We start from the raw sequence: 20,645 nt of genomic DNA on the forward strand, positions 1-20,645 counted from the left end.
GGCGAAGGCACTCGGGGAGGGCACGCCGCACGCCCTGCGCACCGACACCGAACCGGGCCAGGCCTGCCTCCATGACCTGGAGCTGGCGTGCCGCTTCGCCCGCGCCAACCGGGACACGCTCGCCACCCGGGCCCTCACCGTGATGGCGGACCTCCTGGGCGTGTCCCCGGATGCGGAAAGCACCGTGGACGTGCACCACAACCACGTCGCCCCGGAGGTGCACTTCGGCCGCACGCTCCAGGTCCATCGCAAGGGCGCGGTGGGGCTGGACGCGGGGGCCCGGGGCCTCATCCCCGGCTCCATGGGCACGGCCTCCTACGTCGTGGAAGGCCGGGGCGAGCCAAGGGCCTTCCGCTCCTGCTCGCACGGGGCGGGCCGCGTGCTCACCCGCACGGAGGCCCGGGCCCGCATCCGCCCGGACGCGCTCGTCCATGCCCTGCGCCGCGTGGTGTTCGACCCGGCTCGGGCCCCCTCGCTGGTGGAGGAGGCCCCCGCCGCCTACCGGGACCTCTCCGAGGTGCTGGAGGACGAGGCCGACCTCGTGACGCCCCGCGTCCGACTCACCCCCCTGGCCGTGCTCAAGGGTTGAGGCGGGGGAGGGGCCTGTCGGGTGGACGACACCCCGCCCGCCCGGCAGCTCTCCGGAAGGGGGTGATCCACCCCCCATACCCCAGGCAGAACGCGCCCCGGCGTCAGAGTGGGTTCCCGAGCCCGTCGAGATGCCGTAGTATCGGCCCGAAAGTACGCGTGCGAACCTGCTGGGGCGTCGTCTAATGGCAGGACGTCAGACTTTGACTCTGATTATCAAGGTTCGAATCCTTGCGCCCCAGCCACTCCGCTCCGGGGGGACGCGGTCAACGTCCGTCCGGAGGTAGAAGGCGGTGGGCTGATGCCGCAGAAGACGCTCCTGCTGGTCCCCGTGGGCAGTCCACCGACTGTCCTCGTGAACGCCTTGCAGGAACCGCTGATGACCCACATGGGCGTCAGCGCGGTCGTGAGCCGGACGGCGCTGTCGTCCCCTGCCTACGCCTTCAACAAGGACCGCGGCCAGTACCACTGCAACGCCATCATGCGGCGGCTGGGCACGCTCCTGGAGGAGTCGCCGCAGAAGCAGCAACTGGTGATGGGGGTGACGGACGCGGACCTGTTCGTGCCGGAGTCGCCCTTCGTCTTCGGTGAGGCGGACCGGGAGTCCAAGGTCGCGGTGCTGAGCCTGTTCCGGCTGCGCCAGGGCGCGGAGGGCGAAACGCTGCGCCGCCGCGTCCAGGTGGAGGCCGTGCACCAGGTGGGCCACCTCATCGGCCTGTCCTACTGCGAGGACTCCCGCTGCGTGATGTTCTTCCCGCAGGCGCCCCAGGACATCGACCGCAAGCAACTGGGGCCGTGCAACGTCTGCCGCAACGAACTGAACCGCCTCAACCGCTGACCGTCGCCACCCCCTGCGGACTCCGGACACAGGGGCGGTGAATGCCGCCGCGTGCGTTGACGTCCCAGCCCGCGCGCCCTGTAGTCTTCGGGCGAACGTGTGGCAGGGCCGGCGGCACAGCGGGAGACAGCGATGATGGGCATGCAGCGGTGGCTCGGTGCAGTGGTGGCGGTGGGTCTGCTCGGGGCGTGCGAGCCCCTGGAGCCAGGGAGCGGCGGCACCATCGGTGACGTCCTCTTCGACAAGGGCTTCGCCTTCGTGCGCAGCGACCGGAACATCTACGTGGTGGACGACGACGGGGACCCCAACAGCCCGCAGCGGCTGACGACGGCGGGCAACGCGTACACGCCGTCGGTGTCGCGCGATGGCAGCAGCATCGTGTTCGTGCAGCGGGTGGGCAGCACGTCGTCCCTCCAGACGGTGCCCACCACGGGCGGCCCGGTGGCGACGCTCCTGAGCTCCAACGACGCGGCGTGCGGCGCGTGCACCAACTTCCGCGGCCCGACGTTCAGCCCGGACGGTCGCACCATCGTGTTCGCGTTCGACCGGGGCTCCGGGTCCATCAGCTCGCTGGCGCGCATCGCGGTGAACGGCAGCGGCTTCACGGAGCTGACGCCCGGCGCGACCATCAACCACGGCTCGCCGTCCTTCTTCCCCAACGGGACGACGGTGGTGGCGCCGGCGGGCAGCAACACCTTCCAGTACAACCAGCTCGCGTTCGTGCCGGTGGGCGGTGGCAGCCCTTCCTATACGTCGTCGCTGGGCAACGAGGTGCTGGCTATCGCGAACCGCGCGGTGGTGTCTCCGGACGGGCGGCAGGTGGCGCTCGACGCGCGGCTGTCGTCCGGCAGCACGCGCATCTTCGTGGGCAACGTGACGTCGGTGGGCCTGAGCGGCAGCCTGCGCCGGCTGACGGACTACACCGCGAGCACCGTGCAGGAGAGCTTCCCCAGTTGGACGAGCAGCACGACGCTGGGCTTTCTCTTCAACGACTCCGGCGGCGACCCGAGCATCTACCGCGCTCCGGTGTCCTCGACGGCCAGCTCCGTCAGCCTCGCGGTGCCCGCCGCGAACGAGCCCTTCTACGGGCCCACCTGACGGGCGCTTGTGAGACCAGGCTTCAGCCCAGGAGCACGACCACGCCCCCGGCCATGAAGCCCAGCATCACCAGCGTCCAGAAGCCGGTCTTCACGAGCCCGACCCCCATCCCCGTGGGTCGGCTGCGGCGCGGATCCTCTGGCAGGTAGACGACTTCCAGGGGCTCGCCGGGGGACATCTCCGACCAGTCCTCCTGCGTCTCGCTGTATTCGTGGTGGAGCACCGTGCCGTCTGGCAGGCAGAACGCGTAGTACACCGCCGCGTTCTCATCCACCTTGCCCGGAACGACGCGGAGCACCTTGCCCCGCACGCGCTGCCCGCGCCGGTTGAACCTCCAGGTGACGGCGTAGTCCTTCCACTGGAGCGTCAGCATCAGCGCGGGGCCACCGATGAAGAGCGCCGCGGTCACGACCTTCGCCAGGAGGTTCATGGAGGCGCCGGGGTGGTGTGCGCACGCGCTTCTTCCTGTCCCGGGTGGGTGAGGTATTCGCGCAGCGCGGTCAGGGTGCCGACGCCCGCGAACAACACGAGCAGGGTCGCCAGGATGAGGAAGAACCTCCGGCTGAGTCCCGTGCCCACGGCCATGTGATGGTGCGGCGCGTCCGCCAGGTAGAGGACGTCGACGGGAGAGCCTGGGGTCTGCTCGGAGGCCGGCGGGGGCCACTCCTGGAAGCTGCCTTGGAGCTCCGGGCCCTCCGGCGGACGGAAGGAGTAATCGACGGCTCTCTTGTTGTTCCGGGGGTTCCTGACGCGGACCACCTTGCCCCGTGCGTGCAGCCCGTCCTGCTCCAGCCGCACGACCCGGCGGCGGGAGTAGAGGAGGAGTCCCAGGATGAGGGAGGGGAGTCCCAGGAAGCCCACCAGGAGGCCGGTCAGGGTTTGGAGGTTCATGGAGGCTCCGGGGTGGTGCGTGCACGCGCCGGGTCCTGCCCCTGTCGGGCGAAGTATTCTTCCAGCACGCTCTGGGTGGCGCAGCTCGCGAACAACACGAGGCAGGTCGCCGCGATGAGGAAGAACCTCCGGCTGAGGCCCTTGCCCACGGCCATGTGGTGGTGCGGCGCGTCCGCCAGGTAGAGGACGTCGACGGGAGAGCCTGGGGTCTGCTCGGAGGCCGGCGGGGGCCACTCCTGGAAGCTGCCCTGGAGCTCCGGGCCCTCCGGCGGACGGAAGGTGTAATCGACGGTTCTCTTGTTGCTCCGGGGGTACCTGACGCCGAGCACCTTGCCCTGTGCGTGCAGCCCGCGCCGCTCCAGCCGCACGACCCCGCGGCGGATGTAGACGAGGAGGCCCAGGATGAGGGTGGGGAATCCCAGGGAGGGAATCAGGAGGCCGGTCAGCATCGAGGATTCCATGGTGTCCTCAGGATGGCGGAGGGGCGGCCGCCGAATCAACGTCCGCTGTCGCCGGCCCGGCCCGGGCCAGCATGAACAACAGCCCGATCAGGCTGAAGGGCACCAGCACCCCGGTGAAGAACAGGGCGAGCCCCAGGGACATCAGCCCGTGGCCCTCGGGGAAGCTCCAGCGCGGTTGTTCGCGGCTGTAGAGCACCTGGATGCTGTCTCCAACGCGCAGGCGCTTCCACAGTCCGGAGGAGATGTTGCGGCGGTTCTTCACCCGCGTGCCGTCGTGCGATGTGAAGGCGTAGTGCAGCACGTATTCACTGTCGTCCGTGAACGCGAGGAACTCCTTCTTGAGCACCGTGCCTTGCGTGTAGGCGCCCTCGTCCACGATGCGCGAGTCCCGCCGGTACATCCCCCAGCTCAGCACCAGCATCGTGAGGCCAATCGCCGCGAACGATGCGCCCAGGACGCGGGCCGCGATGAGGGACATGGGGTGCTCCTCCCTGCGCCCTACACCGTGGCGCCTGCCACCGTGTCTAGGTATCGGGAGCGGAGCGCCGAAAGTGACGCTCCGGTGAACTCCGTCCTAGGGGTGAGGCCTGTACGGTTGCAGGTTGCCGCGAGAAGAAGGGGTCGCCGGAGCAGGAGGGACCGGGTTCTTCTGCTTCCTCTGTTCGAGCGTGTAGACGCACAGTAGAAAGAGCGCCACGCCCGTGATCCAGATCATGGGATGGACGCCCTGCGGCTGTTCTTTGCCTGTCTCCTGCGCAGGAAGGCTCTGACGTGGATCCTCGGTCAGATAGATGATGTCGATGGGGGAGCCGGCGCTCACGTCGCCCCAGGAGAGCCTGAAGGGGGACCGGTAGGAGTGGCGCATCTCCCGGCCATCCGTCAGGGTGAAGCTGTAGTGCAACGTGTCCGCGGTGTCCTCGTAGCCCTCCTCGACGAAGAGCACCTCGCCTTGCGTGCGCCGTCCCCGGCGAAGGAGCTCCTGGATGCTGCGGGCCTTCTGTCTGCGGACCCAAACGATCACGACGAAGAACACCAGCATGAGCAGAATGAGCGCGATCGTTCCCACGGGATCCATGTGCCCATCATGGTGAAGGACGCCGCGGGCTGGCAATCCGGGAAACCCACCGACGTGCCCGTGCCCTACCGGTACGAATGCGAGCTGTCGCGAGCCGCCGGCTTCCTGTGCGGGTGCGTGGATTCCTCGGGGCCGAAGTCCCAGCTTCGCAGCATGAACACGACGAGGCCCAGGACGAGCAGTCCGCCCACGAGCCAGAAGACGAACTCGACGCTGGTCACGCCGTGGAGCACCGGCATGCTCTGCTCGGGGTCCTCCGGCAGGTAGACGAGGTCGATGGTGTCGCCGCGATGCAGGCTGTCCCAGGAGTCCAAGTAGGACTGATACGCATGGCGGAGCTCGGTGCCATCCGGCAGGCAGAAGGAGTAGTGCACCCTGGAGGGGCGGTCCTCCCGGGCCCGCTCCACGAGGAGCACCTCGCCCTGGACGCGCCGCCCCTTCTTCTGGAGGCGCTCGTGCTTGACGTGGACGTTCCAGAGCACCATCAGCACTGACACGACCAACGCCACCAGCAGGCAGATGATGGTGACCTTTTCGGGGAACCCCATGGTGCCCACAGCATGGTGCGGGGTGTCACGAGGAGGCAACCCGGGAACTCCACCGCCGTGCCCGCAGAAGGACCCGGAGCAGGACATGCCCTGGCATCGCGTCCCCTGAAACGCGATGCTGCCCGCCGCTGCTGGAGGTGCACACCGTGTCCCTGTTCGATGCCGTCACCGCGGGAGACCGCGCCGCCCTCGCCGCCCAGCTCGATGCGGGCGCCGACCCCAACCCCTTCGACGCCGACGGGCGCACGCCCCTCATGGCCGCCGCGCGCGTGGGCCGCGAGGACCTGGTGCGGCTGCTGCTGGAGGCGGGCGCGGACCCCACGCTGCCCGACAACCTGGGGGAGACGCCCTTCGTCACCGCCGCCGCGTACGGCCACGTGAAGGTGTGCGCGCTGCTGTCTTCCAAGGCCACCGACGACGAGAAGGACCTGGCCCGCACGCTGCTGGCCAACCAGGGCCTCACGGAGCTGCCCTCGCGTCCCTCCGAAATCGCCCCGGACGACTTCCGCCGCAAGCTCGCCTCCGCGAGCGCCTACGTCGTCGGCAAGCTGGGCGATGACGGCGCCACGAAGCGCCTGGAGCGCGTGCTGCGCTCGGAGAAGGGCTCCGACAAGGGCCGCAAGTAGCCCCAGGCACCGTTCGCGCTGACAAGCAGAAGGGCCCGGCCGCTCCCACATCGGGGAGCCACCGGGCCCTTGGCACATCTGGAGGCGAAGAAGAGGACTACTCCGGCTTGGCGCTCACCACGGGGCTGGGGGACACGGTGCCGCCCTTGTGCTGGGGCTCCAGCGCGTCGGCGACCAGTTCGGTGATGTCCTTGACCTGGATCTGCTCGCGGCCGGTGTCGTTCTTCGCGTCGTTGAGCATCGTGGAGCAGAAGGGACAGGCCACCGCGACGATGCCGGCGCCGCCCTGCTCCTTGTAGTCACCCACCATGCCCGGCTTCTTCCGGTCCGCGGCGTCCGGGAAGGGCGTGGTCGGGTCCTCCGCGTGCTTGAGCGTGAGGGCCACTTCGTTGATGCGGTTGTGGTTGATGCGCGTGCCGATGTGCTCTTCCATCCACATCCGGCCGCCACCGGCGCCGCAGCAGAAGCCTTCGCGCTTGCTGCGCTGCATCTCCACCACTTCCAGGCCCGGGATGCTCTTGAGCACTTCACGGGGCGCGTCGTACACGCCGTTGTGCCGGCCCAGGTAGCAGGGGTCGTGGTAGGTCAGCTTGGTGGTGGTGTTCATCACCGACGAGAGCTTGATGCGCTTCTCGTTCAGCAACTCGTTGATGAGCTGCGTGTGGTTGATGACGCGGTACTCGCCGCCGAACTCCGGGTACTCGTTCTTGATGGTGTTGAAGCAGTGCGGGCACTGGGTGATGACCGCCTTCACGCCCATGGAGTTCCAGGACTCGACGTTCGTCTTCGCCAGCGTCTGGTACAGGTACTCGTTGCCCATGCGGCGCGCGGAGTCGCCGTTGCACATCTCCTGCTTGGACAGTGTCGCGAACGACACGCCCGCCTCGCGCAAAATCTTCACCAGCGCGCGGCTGACCTTCTTCTGCTTGTCGTCGTAGCTGCCCGCGCAGCCCACGAAGAACAGGTACTCGTACGGGCCGCCGTCGTCACCCCAGGTGGGCAGCGCCAGGTCGGAGGCCCACTCGTCGCGCTGGTCCTGGCCGATGCCCCAGGGGTTGCCCTGGCGCTCCATGCCCTCGAACACGCGCTGGATTTCGGGCGGGAACTCCGCCTTCACCTGCACCTGGTAGCGACGCATGTCGATAAGGCGCGGGACGTTCTCGATGAACACCGGGCACGCCTGCTCGCACCAGCCGCAGCTCGTGCACGCCCACACCGTCTCCGCCTTCAGCGCGCTGCCAATGATTTCCGGCAGGGGCTCCTTGATGCCGTTGGGGCCGTAGCCCTCTTCCACCCAGCGCTCGTTGTCCCAGAGCCAGTGCTTCAGGTCCTGGTTGACGGCCTTGTGCGTGAGCGGCTTGCCCGTGATGTACGTGGGACAGTGCGTCTGGCACCGACCGCATTCGGTACAGGAGTACAGGTCCAGGCCGTTCTTCCAGGTGAGGTCCTTCACCGTCGCGGCGCCGAACTCCTCCTTCTCCAGGTTGGGCGTGGGCAGCTTGCCGGTGGAGTGCGTGCGCTGGAAGAAGACGTTGGGCAGGCCCGTGATGATGTGGAAGTGCTTGCCCAGCGGCAGGAAGTTCAGGAACGCCAGGATGATGGCCAGGTGGATGAAGAAGCTCACCACGCCCACCACGTGCGCCGCCGTCGCTCCCAGCGGCATCATCCCCAGACCCACCACGCTGGTGATGGGCTCCCACCACACGAGCGCGGCCGGCGTCGTGGGCACCTGCGTGGCGCCCATCTGCACCTGCTCCGCGGCGGCGCGCGCGGCCACCATGTGGCTGCCACCGAAGAGGAACTCGGTGAGCATCAGGCCCGCGATGAAGCCCAGGATGAGGTACGCCTCCCACGACTGGGACATGCGGTCCGGCTTCACCTTCCAGCGCGTCCACACGAAGTACGCCACGCCCGCCAGCGCCAGCCCCGCCACCACGTCCTTCACCAGCAGGTAGGCGCGGTAGAGGAACAGGAGCGGCGGCGCGGCATCCCACGCCGGGTGGCTCATGTCGGTGAGCACTTCCAGCGCGGTGGACGAAAAGCCCATCACGAACATCATGATGGTGCGCACCGCCAGCACCATGAACGCCGCGTAGATGAAGATGTGGAACAGGCCCGGCGTGAACTCCTCCGGATCCACCATGCGCTGCTGGCCCAACCCGAAGCGCAGAAGCTGCACCGCGCGGTAGGGGATGCGGTCCAGCCGGTTCTCCTTCTTCATCGCGAGCAGCACGCCCGCGCGGCCGGACATCGTGATGACGAAGAGCGAGAGAGCGCCTGCCAGGAGCAGGCCGGTGATGATGGGACTCATGGAACCTCTGGACCTCTGGGGCCGCACGGCGCGGGCGCCGGGTTGCCGCGTTGCGGCAATTCTTGAGTGTTCGTCAACCCTAACAGGGGTGATTCTCGAATCAAGCCTCGTACATCAGAGCGTGTCCGGCAGCAGGCCCTGCCAGGTCGGCGCACGTCCTCGTTGTCCGGTACCACAACCGCGCCTGGCCTGCTGGACGGCAGGCGGCCGGGCGTGGGCCGTTGGACGTCAGAGAAACTTTGGGGGCCCGAGGGCTTTACAAAACCGGGGCGAACTCCCAACATGTTCGTAAATCGGTCAAGCACCGCTTGTAAAGGGTCCCGCATGGGGCGGGCCCGGTGACCGACGCAGGGCGTCCAAGGGGATGCGAGCTGGTAGAGCCGTACACCCCGTGAATGGAGCGCCAAGGAGCCGGACATGAGCCACGACGACAGCACGTACCTGGATGAGGGGCGGGACTATCTCTACACGGGCGATGATGGTCAGGCCGGAGTGCCTCTCCAGCCCGTGGACGGCCAGCGCTGGGGCCACCTGGATGAAGAGGCCTGGGGCGGCTGGGACGTGGTGGAGTGAGCCGGGGCCCCCGCGGCCCGTGGACTGCGCGGGGGCATTTGTCAGGACGTCGGGGAGCTTGCACTCCCGGGCGGTGATGCAGTGCGCTGGACGCGGCGCTCCCCTTCGTCTGGAAGGGTCGAGTTCCCGGGCCAGGATTTCGCGGGTCGACTTTCTCCGACCGCTCCAGAAGTAAATCCGTAAAGCACTGAGCGGTGGTCCGGAAGCGTGGATGACGCAGGGCGTCCTTGTCATCACGCGCGGTCCTGCCCCGCTGATCGCCACACCTGGGAGGGGTTCGTCCCGAGGCCCGGATGAAGGGGGCCGCTGGGAGGCGGGCTTCGCGCGGAGGGTGGCGGGATGGCCGGCCGGAGCGATTGCTTTCACGACCGGAAACCCGACATCCTGTCCGTGAGCGGCAGGACTTCCGGGACGGACGCGGGCCAGGCAGGGGCGTCCGGGGCCAGGGGAGTCTTCGCGACGGATTCGCGGCAGGATGGCCCCATCCACCATGCGGGAGTGCGGATGAAGCAGACGGCCTGGGCAGTGGAGCGCGACGCGGAAGGCGGCCGCGAAGTGCTGCTGCTCGTGACGCTGGAGGCTGAAGCGGAGACGCCTCGGGCCCCGGTGGCGGTGAACCTGGTCATCGACCGCAGCGCGTCCATGCGGGGCGCGCCGCTGGCGGCGGCGGTGGAGGCGGCGCGGGCGCTGGTGGAGCGCGCGGGCCCCCGCGACTACGTGGGCCTGCTCACCTTCGACGCGGACGCGGAGCAGGTGCTGCCCGTGCGCGCGATGGACGCCGGCGCCAAGGCGACCTTCCTGAAGACGCTGTCCCGCCTGGAGTCGGGCGAGGGCACCGCGCTGCACGAAGCCGTGGAGCGGGGCGCGGAGGCGGTGCGGCGCGTGCTGGTGCCGGGCGCCCGTCCGCAGCTCTTGATGCTCACCGACGGCGAGCCCTCCGTGGGCCCCACCGCGCTGGGCGAGTTCAAGGTGCTGGGCACGCGGGTGACGGACTCCGGCGTGGCGCTGCACGCGCTGGGACTGGGCCGGCACTACCTGCCGGAGATTCTCGAAGCCCTCACGGGCCCCTCCGGCACGGGCTTCACGCACGTGGACGACGCGGAAGGGCTGCCGCTGGCGGTGGGCGCGCTGGGCGCGGAGCTGTTCGGGGAGGTGGTGTCGGACGCGCGCGTGTACGTGCTGCCCACCGGCTTCGCGGATTTGCGCTGCCGTCACCGCTACCCGTCGCGTGTGGAAGGCGATGCGATGAGCGCGGCGCTGGGTGCGGTGTCGCACGCGTTCGCTCGCCGGGTCCTCTTCGCGGGCGTGCTGGAGAAGGGCGAGTGGAACCTCACCGTCACGGCCTCGTACACGGAGCACAACGACACCCGGCGGATGTCCGTGCCGGTGACGCGCCTGTTGCCGGACAGTGAAGAGGGGCGCTTCGTGCGCGCCGTGTCCGCGGAGCTGGAGCTGGTCTCCTTCGAGGCCGCCGCGTGGAAGGCCCTGTCCCGGCGGCAGCAGGAAGCAGCCGAGCGGGCGCTCGAGGGCGCGGACAAGGGGCTCTACAAGCTGGCCCGGCTGGGCGCGTCGGACGTCCCCGCGCAGCGGCACGTGGACCGGCTGGCGGACCTGCGCCGGGCGGTGGAGCGCCGGGCGGCCCAGCCGTCCGCGCTGGGGGTGCGCCGGGCCCAGTCGGAGGTGTCCCGCATCACCATGAGCCGCATCGGGCCCGCGCTGCCGGTGGCGGCCAACGGGGGCGCCCTGCCCGCCGGGAACGTGGCGGCCATCCTTCCCTGGAAGACGGACGAGAAGCCGTAACCTCCCGTCCTCTGGGCCGTATCCGAGTGCGACGGGACCCGACGTGGGCTCCCGCCACGCCCGGCGTGCGGGCGTGAGGAATGGCCGGCTGCCTGGAAGGTTGAGTGGACCCGCAGGGGACGCATCCCAGGTAGCACGGCGTTCCCAGGTGGATTAACGGGAGTCGCATGACGCATCCGTGGCGCAAGAGGTCTGGAAGCCGGCTCGGTGGACTGGGCGCGGTGGCGATGGTGCTGCTGGCGGCGGTGGCGCACGCCGCCCTGCCGGCCTCCGCCGTGGGCAGTACCGCGCCCGACGAGGGCGACCCGCGGCTGGAAGGCGCGCTGCTGCTGGACACCACGCAGGTGAAGGCGGGCGGCGAGCTGCGCGTGGGCGTGCGCCTCAAGCTGGACCCGGACTGGCACGTCTACTGGAAGAACCCGGGGGACTCGGGGCTGGCCACGGAGGTGTCGTGGGATGCGCCGGGCGTCAAGGTGGGCGACCTGCGCTGGCCGTTCCCGCAGACCTTCCGCACGCCGGATGGCTTCATCACCACGCACGGCTACCACGACGAGGTGCTGCTGTTCGCCCCGGCGCATGTGTCCGAATCCGCCACCGGCACGCTGACGGTGTCGGCGGCGGTGGATGCGCTCGCGTGCAAGGTGCACTGCATCCCCGCGCAGTTGGTGCTGTCGCGCACGCTGCCGGTGGGCCCGGAGACGGTGACGGACGCGGAGTTCGCGCCGCTGTTCGACGCGGCGCAGGCCCAGGTTCCGGCGGCTCCCGGCGCGCAGGGTGCGCCGCGCGTGGCCCTGGCGCTGGACGGCGCGACGCTCACCGCGGGCAAGCCGTTCACTGGCACGCTCACCGTGACGACGGCGGACGGCAAGCCGTTCGCGGGCAACGTGGAGGGTGACTTCTTCGTGCCCGGCCGCATCGCGGGCGTGGACACGGTGGCGCTGAAGCCGTCGGGGCCGGGCCGCTTCGCGCTGGAGGGCAAGGCGTCGTCGGTGGTGCCGAAGGGCGAGCCCCGGCTCACGGGTGCGCTGCGTCTGGGCACGCAGACCGCGGGCTTCACGGCGGTGGACGTGGACGCGCCGCTCGCGCCGGTGGTGGCGGACGCTGCGGTGGCGGCGGGGCCCGCGCCGTTGAAGCTGCCGTCGGTGAAGGACGCGGCGGGCAAGGTGCAGCCCGTGGCCGTGGCGAGCGCCCCGGTGGCGGCGGAGTCTCCGATGGGCTTGGGGCTCGCGCTGGTGTTCGCGTTCCTGGGCGGCGCGCTGCTCAACCTGATGCCGTGCGTGTTCCCGGTGCTGGCGCTCAAGGCGTACGGCTTCACGCGGATGGTGCAGGAGGAGAAGGGGAAGGTCGCGCCGCACGCGGCGGCGTACGCGGGTGGCATCCTGGCGACGATGATGCTGCTGGCGGGCGCGGTGCTGGCGGTGCGCGCGGGCGGCACGAGCGTGGGCTGGGGCTTCCAGTTCCAGGAGCCGCTGTTCGTCGCGGCGGTGAGCGCCATCCTGGTGGCGTTCGCGCTGAACCTCTTCGGCGTGTACACGCTGGGCGCGGACGGCACTGCGCTGGCGGGCAAGGTGGACCAGAGCCACGGCCTGATGCGCAGCGCGGGCGAGGGTGTGCTCGCGGTGGTGCTGGCCACGCCGTGTTCGGCGCCGCTGTTGGGCACGGCGGTGGGCTTCGCCTTCGCGGCGGGCCCGGCCACGGTGGTGGCGGTGTTCCTGGCGCTGGGCCTGGGCCTGGCGCTGCCCTTCTGCGTGCTGGTGCTGGTGCCGGGGCTCGCGCAGCGGCTTCCGAAGCCGGGCATGTGGATGGAGCGCGGCAAGCAGTTCCTGGGCTTCGCGCTGCTGGCCACCACGGTGTGGCTGGTGTGGGTGATGGGCGGGCTCGCGGGCGTGGACGGGATGGGGCGGCTGCTCGCGTTCCTCATCGCGGTGGGCCTGGGCACGTGGCTGTATGGCCAGTCGCAGGGGCTGGAGGGTGGACGCCGGGGCGTGACGGTGGGCCTGGCGGTGTTGACGCTGGTGGGCGCGGGCACGGTGGCGCTGCGCTTCGACGAGGCGCAGGCGTCGGTGGAGACGCGCGGCGCGACGGCGTCGGCGCATGGCGGCTCGCAGCCGTGGGACGAGGCGGCGGTGGCCGCGGCGCTGGCGGCGGGGCAGCCGGTGTTCGTGGACTTCACGGCGGACTGGTGCCTGACGTGCAAGTTCAACGAGCGCACCGTGCTGTCGCGCGAGGATGTGCGTCAGGCGTTCATGAAGCACAACGTGGCCTTCTTCGTGGCGGACTGGACGCGCCGGGATGCGCGCATCACCACGAAGCTGGCGGCGCATGGCCGCGCGGGCGTGCCCATGTACCTGGTGCTGAGCCCGGGCTCGCCGGACAAGCCCGAGGTGCTCAATGAATTGCTCACCGCCGACAGCGTCATCCAGGCGGTGCAGCGCGCGGATGGATGTGAGTCGCCGTTGAAGGCGGGCTCGGTGGTGTGCTCCCGGCCCTGAGTGTCCGGGTGTCTGGGATGGAAGTGGTGGCAGTGGTGTGGATGCGCAGCGTTCAACTCTCTGGAGGTTCCGTCATGAATCCGTTCTTCAAGGCAGTCGCGCTCTCCGTGGCTTTCGTCGGGGCTCCCGTTCTGGCTGCTGACACCGCGGAGGTGGGCAAGCCCGCTCCGGCGTTCACGCTCAAGGACGAGGCCGGCAAGTCGCACGCGCTGGCGGACTACAAGGGCAAGGTCGTGGTGCTGGAGTGGACGAACTCGGAGTGCCCGTTCGTGAAGCGGCACTACGAGGCGAAGACGATGCAGACGACGCAGAAGGGCTTCGATGCGAAGAAGGTGGTGTGGCTGACGGTGGACTCCACCGCGTCGCACAACGCGAAGTTCGCGGCGGACTGGAAGAAGAAGGAAGGCTTCACGCAGCCGGTGCTCATCGACACGGATGGCAAGGTGGGCAAGAGCTACGCCGCGAAGACGACGCCGCACATGTACGTCATCGACGGTGAGGGCGTGGTGCGCTACGCGGGCGCCATCGACGACGACGCGCGCGGCAAGGGCGCGACGACCAACTACGTGAAGACGGCGGTCGACGCGGTCCTCACCGGCCAGCAGGTCCCGACGGCGACCTCCGAGCCGTACGGCTGCTCGGTGAAGTACAAGAGCTGAGCCGTCCCGTTCTCGTGACGTGAATGAGGCCCGTGTCCCTTCGTGGGACGCGGGCCTTCTTTATTGGGATTCCAATGGGTTGGCGGTGAGGCTTGTTGATTCAGAAGTACGGTTGTATGTTTTTTTCAGGAGACTTCGTACAGCCATGCCGCCCGCTGCTCATCCAACCCTCGAACAAGGTCGCGTCTACCGGACGAAGGAGCTTGGGCGTTGGGGCAAGAATGCGCCTCGTCTGGTGAAGCGACTGGTGAGCGAGGGAGCGCTGATTCCCCTGGCCCAGGGACTCTTCGCTTGTCCGAAGAAGGGGCGCTTCGGCCCTGTGGCGCCGACTGATTCGGAGATCATGCGGGCATTCTTGGAGGATGCACCGTTCGTCTTCACCGGACCCGAGCGATGGAATGCGCTGGGCTTGGGGTCGACTGCCGTGTTCGCCACGTCCCTCGTCTACAACACGAAGCGTTCGGGTTTGTTTGAACTGGGAGGGCGGAAGTTCGACCTGCGACGTGTTGCTTTTCCCCAGCCTCCGACACCGGAGTGGTTCGTGATCGATCTCTTCGAGAACGCGGGGAGTGTCAGTGCCTCACCTAGAATGCTGGCGGATGCATTGGTGCGAGTCCTTCGCCGAGGCGCGTTCGACATCCAGCGGTTGGGTGAGATGGTCGACCGGTTTGGCAAGCGGAGCACCCAGGTGTTGGTACATGACGCGATCCAGGTGGCCACTGTTTGAACTTTGTTCACGAAGACCCCGAGTTCGATGACCTGCTGCGAATCGTCGCGGAAAGGCGGCGACTTTCTCTTGGACTCGCGGAGAAGGACTACTGGGTCACCCATACGCTGTGGGCACTCCATGAAGCCGGCTTCGAAGTCTGGTTCACGGGCGGTACCTCGCTCTCAAAGGGCTTCTCGCTCATCCAGCGGTTCTCAGAAGACCTGGACCTCAAGCTGGAAGCGGGAGCGGTGGACCTTCCCGCGGTGACGGATTGGCTCCGTACCGGGACGGGAGCGACCCATGCCCGCCGGGCCTACTTCGAAGCGCTTGCCTCGCGCATCCATGTTCCCGGTGCGCGAGTGGAGTTGGATGCCGATGGCGCGGAACGCTACTGGCGCTCCGCGAACGTGCGCATCGTGTACCCGGCGCAAAATCTGGGGGCGCTGGAGGGAGTCCTGCGCCCCTTTGTTCTCCTGGAGGTTGGCAGCGCTCGGGTAACGCCGTTCGTGCCGCGCGACATGACCTCGTTCGTTCACGACGAACTTGAAGCCCAGCAGCAACTGGCCGACTTCAAGGATAACAGGCCCAGGGCTGTGCGCTGTGTTCACCCCATGGTCACGCTCATGGAGAAGCTGGATGCGCTCCAGAAGAGGCTCCGGAGGAACCAGGAACCTGCCACTTTCGTGCGCCACTACGAGGATGCAGCGCGGATCATCGCAGCAGAAGACCGATTGCCACCGCTCGCTGACTACCCCGATATCCGTGCACTGGCATCCGAGATGATCCGACAGAAGCAGATTGCACCGCCTCCAGGTGCGGACGTGCACCACTTCCTCCCTCACGGAGAGCGACGCGTCGCGATCCAGGCTGCATTTGATGCGATTGCCCCGATGTTCTGGGGGCCTCGCCAGACGCTTGATGAGGCTGTTGCCACCATTTGTGCCTGGCTTGCGCGGACGGCACTGCCTTCGGAATAGCGCGAGACAAGAGGCCCGTGTCCCCGTGGGGGACGCGGGCCTTCTTCATTTCGCGTCCCGGTGGGCGTACTCCGGGCCCAGGTGTTCGATGCCGTAGGTGTTGCCCGGGTAGGTGCGGTTGAGGCTGCCCTCGATGGGCGTCGGGTAGCGCTCCAGCGACACGTAGCGTTTGACGTGCTTGCGCAGCTTGAGGGCCGCGCGCGTCAGGCCTGTCACCCAGGTGGGTGGAGGCTCGAACTGGATGGCGGGCAGCAGGCGCGGGGGGACCAGTCCGAGGCTGATGGGCGGCACCAGCGGGCGCAGGGGGCGCGGCACCCAGCCTGCGAGGATGTCCACGGTGGCCTGGGCGACGCGGTGACTGGCCTCACTGGGCACGAACTCGCGGGCCTCGTAGTCGCGGACGTAGGCGTCGAAGGCGGCCCGGTCCTCCGGGATGTCCTTCAGACCCATGCGGCGGCCAATCTCACACCAGTAATGGAACCAGGCTTCGCGCTCATGGGCGGTGAAGGCTCGCCAGCCGAAGTCGTCCATCCACTGGATGGGGAAGTCGATGAAGGTCCACAGCACGAAGAGGAAGTCCTCGTTCGGGATGCGGAAGAAGGAATGGATGTGATTCATCTGCTCCAGGGAGCGGCGCCCGGCCTCCACGTCCCAGCCGCACTCCATGAACTGCGCGATGAGCAGCCGCGTGTCGTCGTAGCGCTTCTGGCCGCGCTTGCTGAACTCGCCGGTGCGGTCCAACAGTGTCGAGACGGAGCGGCTGCCGTAGGTGTGGAAGAGCGCGACCTCGGTGGCCCGCTGCACGTCGAACGGGAACTCATAGTTGGTCAGCAGGTGCACGATGCGCTGGCAGTCCCGCCGTGCGTCCAGGGAGGCGATTTCACGGCGGACCTCCGTCAGGCGCGGCTTCCAGAAGGGCTTGCGGTAGACGGGCCCGGGGACGCGGGTGTCGGGACGTGCGCCGTGAGCCTTGAAGGGACAGCCCGCGGGGACGGCATCCGCCTGGGAGTGGGCGATAGAGGCCGGGTCGTTCATGGGCGTCACTCCGGGAAGGCAGGGCAGGAGGCCTTGCGGGGATGGTAGCCCGGTCCGCGCCGTCGTGCCGCTGCCCGCGGCTTTCGAGGGGCCGGACGGTGCGCCGGGTGGACGGCGCGGGGTGGCCTTGTCGCGGACATCATGGCGCCGGACCTTGTTGTGGGAGCACGACTCCCAGACAGGAGACGCGATCATGGCCAGCAACAAGGGCACGCCCGTGAAGGGCACCGAGCGCACGGACACGCAGAGCCCTGAAGAATTGGAGCGCGAAGCCAGACACCAGCGCCCGGGCACCGAACGGGGCGAAGTGACGGACGAGGACGTGGGCGAGGACCGCATCCTCCAGAAGGGCATTGGAGGCTACGGCGCGCAGAAGGGCACGGAGCCCGCGCGCGAAGCACCGCCGCTCAGCGACGACGGCGACCGGTAGCGTTGACCGGTGCACGGGGCGGTCCGCGCGAGCGTGACGCCGGGGGACGGCTCCCTAGAGTGCCGTCATGGCTTCCGCCCGCCTCGTGCGCTCCTGCTGTGTCCTGGTGCTGCTGTTCCTCGCGATGCCGTGGGCAGCGCAGGGGCAGGAGGCCGCCCTGCCCCCCGCCGATGGGAGGGCGTGGCTCGCGGAGCACAACGCGGAAGCGGTGCGGGTGAACCGCGTGGCCATGGGCATCCTGTTCGGCTGGGCCGTGCTGAACATCGGCACGGGCGTGGCGGGGCACTTCGCGAGCGAGGGAGAGACGCGGGCCTTCTTCCAGGCGAACGCCGCCTGGAACCTGGTCAACCTGACCATCGCGGCCATCGGCTACCACGGGCAGGCGACCGCGGACCCGGGCTCCTGGGACCTGGCGCGCAGCCTCTCCGAAGGCCAGCGCATGGAGAAGCTGCTGCTCTTCAACGCGGGCCTGGACGTGGGCTACATCGCGTTCGGCGGGTTCCTGTGGGAGCGCGGCGCGCGCAAGGACTCGGCGCGACTGCGCGGGTGGGGCAAGAGCCTGCTGGTGCAGGGCGGGTTCCTGCTCGTGTTCGACGGCGTGCTGACGTTCCTCAACGCGCGGCTGAACGGGGAGCTCACGGCGCGGCTGGTGCCCGCTCCCAATGGAATCGGGCTGATGCTGACGTGGCCGTGAGCTCCCCGTCGCGGTTCAAGCCGCCACGGGTTCAACGCGCTTGCGAGCCCGGGCGGAGACGCCTTTGCGGCGGCCCTTGCGCAGCACGTCCAGGTGCACCTCTTCGTCGTTGGCGAGCGCCATCAGTCGTTGTAGGTCGTCCACGCTGTTGACGGGCCGGCTGTTGATACCGAGCAGCAGGTCGTCGGGCTGGAGTCCCGCATCATCGGCGGGCGTGCCCTCCTGCACTCTCAGCACGCGCACGGCTCGGGGCTGGCCCGTGTCGCGAGCGAGCGCGGGCTCAAGGTTCACCGCCGTGGCGGCGATGCCCAGGAACTTCCGGTCCACCCGGCCGCGCTGGATGAGGAGGCTCGCCACCCACGCCGCCGTGGTCGCGCTCACCGCGAAGCCGATGCCCTGCGCATACGGCAGCACCAGCGTGTTGAGCCCCACCACGCGTCCGCGCGTGTCGAGCAGTGGCCCACCGGAGTTGCCCGGGTTGATGGCTGCGTCCGTCTGGAGCATCCCTTCCAGGACGACGCCGTCGGGCAGGTTGATGGAGCGGTTGATGGCGCTCACCACGCCCAGGGACACGGACTGCTCCAGGCGGAAGGGATTGCCAATGGCCATCACGAGCTGGCCCACCTTCACCGTCTCCGGATCCGCGAGCGGCAGCGTGGGGAAGTTGTCGCCCTCCGCGCGCACCACCGCGAGGTCGGTGGGTGCATCCCCGCCCACCAGCGTGGCCCGGCGCTCCTCGCCGTTGTTGAGCTGCACGACGAGTCGCTTGGGCGTGCGCATCACGACGTGCCGGTTGGTGAGCACGTAGCCGTCCGGCGTGAGGAACAGGCCGGTGCCATGGCCCCGTGCGTGTTCCACGCCCACCACCGCTGGCGCGGCGCCAGCGACGAGGGACTCCAGGTCATCGGAGAGCTGCTGCAACAGTTTCATGGCCGGCTCCTTTCACGAACGCTTGCCCACGGTGACGGGCACCTCGCGCAGTTCGCCCGCGCGCAGCACCTTCGCCTGGATGGACGTGCCCACCTTCTCGTCGCCCAGGTAGCCCAGCAGGTCCTCCACGCCGTGCAGCGACTGGCCGCCCAGGCTCACCAGCACGTCGCCCAGCAGCAGCCCGGCCTTCTGCGCGGGCCCTTCCGGATCCACCGACAGCAGGATGAGTCCCGCCTTGGTGCCGTCGATTTCCCGGGGCAGGCGCACGGGGTAGGCGCCCACGCCCAGGTAGCCCCGGCGGATGCCGCCGTGCTCGCGCAGCGAGTTCGCCACGCGCGTCAGCGTGTCGCCGGGGATGGTGACCGCCGCGGTGCGCGAGAAGGCCGCCGTGGGGATGCCGAGGAAGCGGCCCTGCGCATCCACCAGCGCGCCACCGGAGAAGCCGGGCGGCAGGTCGGCGTCCGTTTCCAGGTAGCGGTCCACCTGTCCGCCCGCGTGCGTGCGCCAGTCGCCGCCGAACGCGCTGACGATGCCCAGCGTCGCCCGGGCGGTGCGCCCCGGACGGCCGATGGCCAGCACCACGTTGCCGACCTTCACGCCATCGAGCGGCGTGGGAGCGAGCGCGGTGAGGCCGGTGGTGTCGGCCTTGAGGAGTGCCAGGTCGGTGCTCGGGTCGCGGCCGATGAGTTCAGCGGAGACCGAGCGACCGTCCGCGAGGCCCACCTGGATGGAGCCTTCGTGTTCGACGGCGTGGCTGGTGGTGAGGATGTGACCGTCGGCATCCCAGACGATGCCGCTGGCGCCCCGGCGACGGCGGGCCTCGACGCGGACGATGGAGGGGGCGATGCGCTCGACGACGATGGCGATGGACTGCGAGAGGGATTGGAGGGCGTCGGTGGACATGGGGTGTTCCTTTCGAGCTTGAAACTAAAAGGCTCGAAGGCGCGCCACATCGGCGAACCGGGCAGGACGGGGACCTGCCCATTCGGGTAGGCACCCTCTCCATCCGACCGGGGTCCTGCGTGTGCCCGGTGTTTCGGGCAGGAGATGCGTCTCGCGCTCACCTCCGGTCGAGCAGGGCCCCACCCGGGCCGAAGCCCAGGGACATGCACAGCACCCGCTGTCCGGTGACCCGGGCGTCGCGCCGCGCGGATTCGGCTGCCAGCTCCGCGTCGTTGAGCACGAACACCGGTCCTCCTGTGTCCGGCAATCCGGCGCGGGCGAGGATGTCCGGCACGAGTGACGCCGCGCCCTCGAAGCCGTAGGTGCAGCCTCCTGGCAGCAGGTCCTCATCCAGTGGACACGGCAATGCGAGACACAGGGCGTCCGGCGCGGTCCGTGTGTCCTCCGCGAGGAACGTGCTCAGCGCGCCCGCGAAGAACGCCACGGTGTCCCGGAGGTGATGGCCGTCCTCGGGACGCGGCTGACCGATGAACAGCGGTGGCAGGTGGGACAGGTCCCGTTCGAAGACGCGCGTCGAACCGGAGCGCGCGCACTTGATGCTGGTCTGGCCCACGTCCACGCAGATTGGTGCGTGGAAGCCCTGGGCCTCCAGCATGCGCAGGCCCGCGCGCACGGGGGCGAAGCGTGGCGTCGGCGCGATGTACACCGAGCAGGGCAGTGCTGCCGTGGCTTCGTTCAACGCAGCCTGGAATCCGTCCAGCTCCGCCAGTCCTCCGCTCAGATACGCCGCATCCGGGGTGTGTCGCGCCACCAGCAGTTCGAGCGCTTCGGCCAGGGGCGGCATCATTCGCGCCGTGAGCGTGGTGCCGGCCACTCCCGCGCGCCGATCGTCCTCCACCCACGGAGAGCCCAGCACCTCCCACAGCTCGCGTCCGGACACGGGCAGGTTCCACACCTCCAGCGGGGTGATGCCCGTGGGATGGTGCCTGCTCGGACTCCAACGCACG

At 69.1% G+C, this 20,645-nt stretch carries 23 protein-coding genes and 1 tRNA gene; 13 read left to right on the forward strand and 11 right to left on the reverse strand.

From position 1 onward, the window contains the following. From D7V88_RS00200 to D7V88_RS00215, 4 genes are all read left to right on the forward strand, one after another. A partial coding sequence (locus tag D7V88_RS00200; protein WP_147448543.1) for an RtcB family protein occupies positions 1-589 on the forward strand: 589 nt, incomplete at its 5' end. Between the two features lie 170 nt (positions 590-759). Next, a tRNA-Gln gene (locus D7V88_RS00205) sits at positions 760-833 on the forward strand. A 56-nt stretch (positions 834-889) separates the two neighbouring features. Then, positions 890-1,426: a non-proteolytic archaemetzincin-like protein gene (locus D7V88_RS00210; protein ID WP_120538543.1), complete on the forward strand. Its 537-nt coding sequence runs from the start codon at positions 890-892 to the stop codon at positions 1,424-1,426. A gap of 132 nt (positions 1,427-1,558) precedes the next feature. Continuing rightward, a complete protein-coding gene (locus D7V88_RS00215) occupies positions 1,559-2,524 on the forward strand; it encodes a TolB family protein (RefSeq protein WP_120538544.1) in 966 nt (321 codons plus the stop codon). A 22-nt stretch (positions 2,525-2,546) separates the two neighbouring features. On the opposite strand, the gene D7V88_RS00220 is transcribed toward D7V88_RS00215, so the two are convergent. The 6 genes from D7V88_RS00220 to D7V88_RS00245 all read right to left on the reverse strand — a co-directional run bounded on the left by D7V88_RS00220 (position 2,547) and on the right by D7V88_RS00245 (position 5,499). Further along, the gene (locus tag D7V88_RS00220) at positions 2,547-2,954 is read right to left on the reverse strand and encodes a DUF3592 domain-containing protein (protein ID WP_120538545.1); all 408 of its coding nucleotides are present in this window, start codon (positions 2,952-2,954) and stop codon (positions 2,547-2,549) included. Further along, positions 2,951-3,415, reverse strand: a complete 465-nt coding sequence (locus D7V88_RS00225; protein ID WP_120538546.1) for a DUF3592 domain-containing protein — start codon at positions 3,413-3,415, stop codon at positions 2,951-2,953. The genes D7V88_RS00220 and D7V88_RS00225 overlap by 4 nt, the downstream gene beginning before the upstream one ends. Beyond that, entirely contained in the window at positions 3,412-3,864 is a 453-nt protein-coding gene (locus tag D7V88_RS00230; protein ID WP_120538547.1) for a DUF3592 domain-containing protein, read from the reverse strand. The genes D7V88_RS00225 and D7V88_RS00230 overlap by 4 nt, the downstream gene beginning before the upstream one ends. A gap of 19 nt (positions 3,865-3,883) precedes the next feature. Further along, positions 3,884-4,354, reverse strand: coding sequence for a DUF3592 domain-containing protein (locus D7V88_RS00235; protein WP_120538548.1), 471 nt, complete (start codon positions 4,352-4,354; stop codon positions 3,884-3,886). Positions 4,355-4,450: 96 nt separating this feature from the next. Beyond that, positions 4,451-4,951, reverse strand: a complete 501-nt coding sequence (locus tag D7V88_RS00240) for a DUF3592 domain-containing protein (RefSeq protein WP_120538549.1) — start codon at positions 4,949-4,951, stop codon at positions 4,451-4,453. Positions 4,952-5,016: 65 nt separating this feature from the next. Then, positions 5,017-5,499 carry a DUF3592 domain-containing protein gene (locus tag D7V88_RS00245; RefSeq protein ID WP_158624953.1) on the reverse strand — a complete coding sequence of 161 codons (483 nt, stop codon included), beginning with the start codon at positions 5,497-5,499 and terminating at the stop codon, positions 5,017-5,019. Between the two features lie 146 nt (positions 5,500-5,645). Between D7V88_RS00245 and D7V88_RS00250 the strand changes: the two genes are divergently transcribed. Further along, a complete protein-coding gene (locus D7V88_RS00250) occupies positions 5,646-6,125 on the forward strand; it encodes an ankyrin repeat domain-containing protein (RefSeq protein ID WP_120538625.1) in 480 nt (159 codons plus the stop codon). 97 nt (positions 6,126-6,222) lie between these two features. On the opposite strand, the gene D7V88_RS00255 is transcribed toward D7V88_RS00250, so the two are convergent. Next, positions 6,223-8,436 (reverse strand): (Fe-S)-binding protein, encoded by a 2,214-nt coding sequence (locus D7V88_RS00255; RefSeq protein ID WP_120538551.1) that lies wholly within the window; start codon positions 8,434-8,436, stop codon positions 6,223-6,225. Between the two features lie 417 nt (positions 8,437-8,853). Here D7V88_RS00255 and D7V88_RS42835 point away from each other — a divergent pair, with 417 nt between their 5' ends. The 6 genes from D7V88_RS42835 (at position 8,854) to D7V88_RS00280 (ending at position 15,646) form a co-directional block, all read left to right on the forward strand. After that, the gene (locus tag D7V88_RS42835; protein ID WP_158624954.1) at positions 8,854-9,009 is read left to right on the forward strand and encodes a hypothetical protein; all 156 of its coding nucleotides are present in this window, start codon (positions 8,854-8,856) and stop codon (positions 9,007-9,009) included. 504 nt (positions 9,010-9,513) lie between these two features. Further along, the gene (locus tag D7V88_RS00260; RefSeq protein ID WP_120538552.1) at positions 9,514-10,809 is read left to right on the forward strand and encodes a vWA domain-containing protein; all 1,296 of its coding nucleotides are present in this window, start codon (positions 9,514-9,516) and stop codon (positions 10,807-10,809) included. A gap of 167 nt (positions 10,810-10,976) precedes the next feature. After that, positions 10,977-13,301 (forward strand): protein-disulfide reductase DsbD family protein, encoded by a 2,325-nt coding sequence (locus tag D7V88_RS00265; RefSeq protein WP_120538553.1) that lies wholly within the window; start codon positions 10,977-10,979, stop codon positions 13,299-13,301. 74 nt (positions 13,302-13,375) lie between these two features. Next, positions 13,376-13,960: a redoxin domain-containing protein gene (locus tag D7V88_RS00270; protein ID WP_120538554.1), complete on the forward strand. Its 585-nt coding sequence runs from the start codon at positions 13,376-13,378 to the stop codon at positions 13,958-13,960. 235 nt (positions 13,961-14,195) lie between these two features. Next, positions 14,196-14,687, forward strand: a complete 492-nt coding sequence (locus tag D7V88_RS00275; protein WP_244237877.1) for a hypothetical protein — start codon at positions 14,196-14,198, stop codon at positions 14,685-14,687. Next, entirely contained in the window at positions 14,684-15,646 is a 963-nt protein-coding gene (locus D7V88_RS00280; protein ID WP_120538556.1) for a nucleotidyl transferase AbiEii/AbiGii toxin family protein, read from the forward strand. The genes D7V88_RS00275 and D7V88_RS00280 overlap by 4 nt, the downstream gene beginning before the upstream one ends. 45 nt (positions 15,647-15,691) lie before the next feature. On the opposite strand, the gene D7V88_RS00285 is transcribed toward D7V88_RS00280, so the two are convergent. Beyond that, a complete protein-coding gene (locus tag D7V88_RS00285; RefSeq protein ID WP_158624955.1) occupies positions 15,692-16,681 on the reverse strand; it encodes an oxygenase MpaB family protein in 990 nt (329 codons plus the stop codon). Positions 16,682-16,874: 193 nt separating this feature from the next. On the opposite strand from D7V88_RS00285, the gene D7V88_RS00290 reads away from it, so the two are divergent. Together D7V88_RS00290 and D7V88_RS00295 are read left to right on the forward strand one after the other, a co-directional pair. Next, a complete protein-coding gene (locus D7V88_RS00290; RefSeq protein ID WP_120538558.1) occupies positions 16,875-17,111 on the forward strand; it encodes a hypothetical protein in 237 nt (78 codons plus the stop codon). A 67-nt stretch (positions 17,112-17,178) separates the two neighbouring features. Continuing rightward, complete coding sequence (locus D7V88_RS00295) at positions 17,179-17,805, forward strand: DUF6992 family protein (protein WP_120538559.1); 627 nt, start codon at positions 17,179-17,181, stop codon at positions 17,803-17,805. Between the two features lie 15 nt (positions 17,806-17,820). Here D7V88_RS00295 and D7V88_RS00300 read toward each other — a convergent pair whose 3' ends face one another. The 3 genes from D7V88_RS00300 to D7V88_RS00310 form a co-directional block, all read right to left on the reverse strand. Next, positions 17,821-18,735: a S1C family serine protease gene (locus tag D7V88_RS00300; protein ID WP_120538560.1), complete on the reverse strand. Its 915-nt coding sequence runs from the start codon at positions 18,733-18,735 to the stop codon at positions 17,821-17,823. 12 nt (positions 18,736-18,747) lie between these two features. After that, positions 18,748-19,638: a S1C family serine protease gene (locus tag D7V88_RS00305; RefSeq protein WP_120538561.1), complete on the reverse strand. Its 891-nt coding sequence runs from the start codon at positions 19,636-19,638 to the stop codon at positions 18,748-18,750. 157 nt (positions 19,639-19,795) lie between these two features. Then, positions 19,796-20,644 (reverse strand): ROK family protein, encoded by an 849-nt coding sequence (locus tag D7V88_RS00310; protein ID WP_244237885.1) that lies wholly within the window; start codon positions 20,642-20,644, stop codon positions 19,796-19,798. Position 20,645 lies beyond the last annotated feature (1 nt).

It is taken from the genome of Corallococcus terminator (assembly GCF_003611635.1).
Classification (GTDB): domain Bacteria; phylum Myxococcota; class Myxococcia; order Myxococcales; family Myxococcaceae; genus Corallococcus; species Corallococcus terminator.